The organism is Acidobacteriota bacterium, assembly GCA_039030395.1.
GTDB lineage: Bacteria > Acidobacteriota > Thermoanaerobaculia > Multivoradales > JBCCEF01 > JBCCEF01.
In genome coordinates this window covers 1-5080 of sequence record JBCCEF010000043.1, presented here as the reverse complement: position 1 = coordinate 5080, position 5080 = coordinate 1, and the positions used below count along the sequence as shown (strand labels likewise).

Annotated in this window: 3 protein-coding genes; all 3 read right to left on the bottom strand. The window is 64.7% G+C overall.

What is annotated here, in order from left to right:
- Entirely contained in the window at positions 1-1794 is a 1794-nt protein-coding gene (locus AAF481_20190; GenBank protein ID MEM7483486.1) for an acyl-CoA dehydrogenase C-terminal domain-containing protein, read from the bottom strand.
- Between the two features lie 16 nt (positions 1795-1810).
- The gene (locus AAF481_20185) at positions 1811-4225 is read right to left on the bottom strand and encodes a 3-hydroxyacyl-CoA dehydrogenase NAD-binding domain-containing protein (GenBank protein ID MEM7483485.1); all 2415 of its coding nucleotides are present in this window, start codon (positions 4223-4225) and stop codon (positions 1811-1813) included.
- Positions 4225-5080 (bottom strand): thiolase family protein (locus tag AAF481_20180; GenBank protein ID MEM7483484.1); only part of this gene is annotated, 856 nt, incomplete at its 5' end. The genes AAF481_20185 and AAF481_20180, both read right to left, overlap by 1 nt.

Here is a 5080-nt window from a genome sequence, read left to right as displayed (position 1 = left end):
TCAAAAGCTCTCCTCCTCGAGGGCCATGAGCGGTTTGCTTCCTGCCATGATTTTGGCGAAGAGGGCGGAGTTTTCGGGGAGGATTTTGGTCATGAAGAAGCGGGCTGTTTGGATTTTGGCGTTGTAGAACGTGGCGTCGCCGTTGGCTCCGTTCGCCAGCTTCTCTTTCGAGACCTTGACCATCTGGACCCACATATAGGCGAGGGTGACCAGGGCGAAGAGGCGGAGGTAGTCGACGGAGGCGGCCGCCGCCTCATCCGGGTTTTTGAGGCCGGCCTGGGCGATGTGCAGGGTGACCTGCTGGAGGCGGGAGAAGGCTTTGGCCATGGGGAGAACGAACTCGGCGAGGTCCTGGTCCGCCTGGTGCTCCTCGATGAACGCCATCACCGGATGGAAGACGCTCCGAAGCAGGCGGCCGAATTTTTGCGGCAGCTTTCGGCCGACCAGGTCGAGGGCCTGGACGCCGTTTGCGCCTTCATAGAGGAGCGTGATGCGGGCGTCGCGCATCAGCTGCTCCATGCCCCATTCGGCGATGTAGCCGTGGCCGCCCATGCACTGGATGCCGAGATGGGCGTTGTTGAAGCCCTCGTCGGTGAAGTAGGCCTTGATGACCGGCGTCAGCAGCGCAACCACGTCATCCGCCGCCTGGCGCGCCTCGGGATCCGGGTGCTTTTCCGAGATGTCGAGCTGCATGCCGGTCCAGTAGGCGAGCGCGCGGCCCCCCTCGCTGAACGCGCGCATGGTGAGCAGCATGCGCCGCACATCCGGATGGACCAGCAACCTGTCCGCAGGTTGATCCGGTTCCTTGGATCCGGTGAGTGCCCGGCCCTGGCGCCGGTCCTTGGCGTAGGCGGCCGCGCTTTGGTAGGCGGTCTCGGCGATGCCGAGGCCCTGGATGCCGACCTCGAGGCGGGCGTCGTTCATCATGGTGAACATGGCGCGCATGCCGCGATGGGGCTCGCCCACCAGCCAGCCTTTGGCGGCATCGAAGTTCATCACGCAGGTGGCGGATGCCTTGATGCCCATCTTGTGCTCGATCGACCCGCACGCAACGCCGTTGCGTGGGCCGGCCTCGCCGTCATCGTTCGGCAGGAATTTCGGTACGAGAAAAAGGCTGATGCCCTTGATGCCGGCGGGCGCGTCCGGGAGGCGCGCGAGCACCAGGTGGATGATGTTCTCGGCGAGATCATGCTCGCCCGCCGAGATGAAGATTTTTGTCCCGGAGATGGCGTAGCTGCCGTCGTCGGCAGGCTCGGCCTTCGTTCGAATCAAACCGAGATCGGTGCCGCATTGCGGTTCCGTCAGGCACATGGTGCCGGACCAGCGGCCCTCGACCATCTTCGGCAGATAGGTGTCCTTCTGCTCGTCGGTGCCGTGCTTGATGATGGCGTTATACGCCCCCATGGTCAGGCCGGGATACATGCCGAAGGAGAGATTGGCGGAGCAGACCATCTCGTCCACCAGGAGGCGCACGGCCTTGGGCAGGCCCTGGCCGCCATAGGCGGGATCGGCGGAGAGCGCCGACCAGCCCGCCTCGGTGAATTGATCATACGCGTCCTTGAAGCCCTCGGGCGTTCTGACCACGCCGTTCTCGAAGACGCAGCCTTCCCGGTCGCCAGGCTGATTGAGCGGGAACAGAACCTCTTCTGCGACCTTGCCCGCCTCCTCGATGATCGCATCGATGGTGTCGGCGGTCGCCTCCTCGTAACCGGGCAGCGCCGCGAGCTTCTCCACCTCGAGGAGCTCGTGGAGCACGAATTTCATGTCCCGCTCGGGTGCGGTGTAGACGGTCATGGTCCTGGTCTCCCCGTCAATTCCGAAGCGGCTTGCCGGTCTCGAGCATATGCTCGATCCGGGCGAGCGACGCCGGTGTCCTGATCAGCTTCATGAAGGCCTGGCGCTCCAGCTTCAAAAGCTGGTCGTCGGTCACGGTCTCGGTGATGTCGGTGTCGCCGCCGGAGAGGATGGTGGCGAGTTCCGTGGCGACCACCTCGTCATGCGGCGTCGCTTTGCCCTGCAGGCGAAAGCCCTCGACCGCCATACCCATGGCGATCTTCGCCGTCGGCCCCGGCAGGGAAATTTCCTTCGGCTCCGGTGGCTGGTAGCCCTCGACCATCCCGAGCGCTTTGGCCTTGGCATCGGCGAGCAGGCGATCGCGATTCATGGTGATGCCATCGCCTTCGCGCAGGAACAGCTTTTCTTTGGCTTCGGCCGCCGACTTCGCCACCTCCGCCATGCCGATCGTCTCGAACACCTTGGAGATCGCCGGCATCGGCCCGCCGGGGCGCTTTTCCCTGGTCATCCAGCGCTGGACCATCTCGGTGGAGCCGGTCCAGCCGGGGATCACGCCGACGCCGACTTCGACCAGGCCCATATAGGTTTCGCCGCAGGCCTGGATCGCATCGGCATTCAGGCAGATTTCGCAGCCGCCGCCGAGCGCCATGCCGGACGGGGCGGCGACCACGGGGAAGGGTGCGTATTTGAGTTTTCTGTACGTTTTCTGGCCCTTCGCCACCATGTCCTCGACCATCGGCCAGACGGCGGTGTTCGCGGCAAAGAGCGCGAGGCCGATATTGGCGCCGGCCGAGAAGTTCGAGCCCTCATTATAGATGACCAACGCCTTCATGTTTTTTTCGACATGGCCGATGGACTTGGCCAGCAGGTCCAGAACGTCCGGATCGATGGCGTTCATCTTGGTGTGGATCTCAAAACACGCGACCCCATCCCCGATGTCCCAAAGGGACGCACCGCCGTTCTTCAAGAGCGGTTTTTCTTTAACCCGCTTGATGTCCTCCAGAAGGGTCACGCCTTCGGGCCGGACAACATCCGCATACGCCCCATCCACGGTCAGATATTGCAGCCGCCCCTCTTCCACCCGATAGAACGTCCCATCCCCGACCTTCTCCAGGATCGAAGGACAAGGTACGCCTGAAGCTGCTAGCTTCTGGCGGAACCAGGCGGGGCCGATTTTGTCGAGGAGCTCGAAGGGACCCCATTTCCACGCATAGCCGAGCCGCATCGCGGCATCGATCTGGGTGATATCGTCGGCGATCTCGCCCACCAGGGAGGCGGCGTAGGCGAGCGTCTTGCTCATCACCTCCCACGCCCAACCCGACGCGGGTTCGTTGACGTCAAAGAGCGCGCGCGGGCCGCCTTTGCGCGCGGCTTCGACGCCTTCGAGGCGGGGTTTTTGGGCGGTGGCGTATTCGCCTGTCGCGAGGTCCATCGCCTCCTTGACGCGACCGCCACCCTCCCTGTTCAGACGATAGAAGCCGCCCTTGCCCTTGCGCCCGGTATAGCCCGCCTCGATCATCGCCTCGATCCGCGGCAGCGGCTTGTCGATCGCATGGAAGCCGTCGGCCGACGGCAGGGCCTGGCGCAGGCTGCCGGCGACATAGGGAAGCAGATCGATGCCGACCAGATCGGCCAGGCCAAAAATCCCGGTCTTGGGGATGCCGAGCGGACGGCCCATCGCCGCGTCCGCCTCCTCGATCGGCAGGTTCATGGCGAACGCCTCGGTAAAGGCGGCCTGCATCCAATAGACGCCGATGCGGTTGCCGACAAAGCCCGGCGTGTCCTTGCACCGGATCACCGTCTTGCCCAACATCTTGTCGCCGAAGGAGGCAACGGCCTCCAGCGTTGACTGGTTCGTCGTGGGGCCGGCGACCACCTCCAGAAGGCGGAGATAGCGGGGCGGGTTGAAGAAGTGGGTGATCAGAAAGTCGCTGACGAGCGACTCCGGCAACCCTTCGGTGAGCTTCGCGAGCGGCAGCGTGGAGGTGTTCGACGACACGATCGCGCCCGGCTTCTTGACCTCGGCGATTTTTCGATAGAGCGCCTGTTTGATCTCCAGATTCTCGACCACCACCTCGACGATCCAGTCGACGTCTTTGAGCTTGTCGAGATCGTCCTCGAGATTGCCGGGCTCGACCAGCTTCATCGCACGCTTGCTCATGAACGGAGCAGGATCGGCTTTGGCGGCCTTCTTCAGCGCTTCCTTCGCTAGGACGCTGCGGTCTTCGGCCCCGTCCGGGACAATGTCGAGCAAATGTACGAAAAAACCGGCATTGGCGATCTGGGCGGCGATGCCCGATCCCATCACGCCGGCGCCGATGACGGCGGCTTTTTGGATTGGCGCCGGCCGCCCGCTGCCAACCCCGGCGCCGGATTCTTGGATTTGCGCCGGCCGCCCACTGCCAACCCCGGCGCGTGCTTCGCTCTGCATCAGACCGCCTCCAGCACCGTGGCGATGCCCTGGCCGCCGCCGATGCACTGGGTGGCGAGCGCGTATTTGCCGCCCTCGCGCTTCATCACCGCCGCCGCCTTGCCGGTGATGCGCGCACCCGTAGCGCCGAGCGGATGGCCGAGCGCGAGCGCGCCGCCGTCCAGGTTCACCCGGTCCTCGGTCATGCCGAGGTCCTGCATCGAGGCCAGCGCCTGCGACGCGAAGGCTTCGTTCAGCTCGACCACGTCGATGTCCCCGATCTCCAGACCAGCGCGGGCAAGCGCCTTCTTGCTGGCCCCCACCGGACCAATGCCCATGATCTCCGCCTTGCAGCCGGCGACCGCCGCCGACTTGACGCGGGCGAGCACATCGAGGCCGTGCTTCATCGCGTAGTCCTCGGTGCACACCAGGCAGGCGGCAGCCCCGTCGGTGAGCGGCGAGGCCGTGCCGGCGGTCACCGTGCCGGTCTCGTCGAAGGCGGGCTTCAGGCCGGACAGCGCCTCCTGGTCCGTGCCGGGGCGGATGCAGCCGTCTTCGCTGACCTCGTGACCATTCGCCTTGATCGACACGATTTCATCGTGAAGACGGCCTTCTTTCTGTGCAGCGGCAGCTTTGGCGTGGCTCTTGACGGCGAATTCCTGCTGGTCCTCGCGGGTGATCTGATACTGCCTTGCGACATTCTCCGCGGTGATGCCCATGCTCATATAGGCCTCTGGATAGCTGTCCATCAGCTTGGGGCTGGGCAGGGGGTTGTAGCCGCCCATGGGCACGCGGGTCATGCTCTCGATGCCGGCGCAGACGAAGGCGTCGCCCGCGTTCATCTGGATGGCGCCGGCGGCCATATGCACCGCCTGC

What these genes read in the sequence shown, in the direction of transcription:
- AAF481_20190 (MEM7483486.1), bottom strand. Translation starts at nt 1,794, where the DNA reads ATGACCGTCTACACCGCACCCGAGCGGGACATGAAATTCGTGCTCCAC.
- AAF481_20185 (MEM7483485.1), bottom strand. Translation starts at nt 4,225, where the DNA reads ATGCAGAGCGAAGCACGCGCCGGGGTTGGCAGTGGGCGGCCGGCGCAA.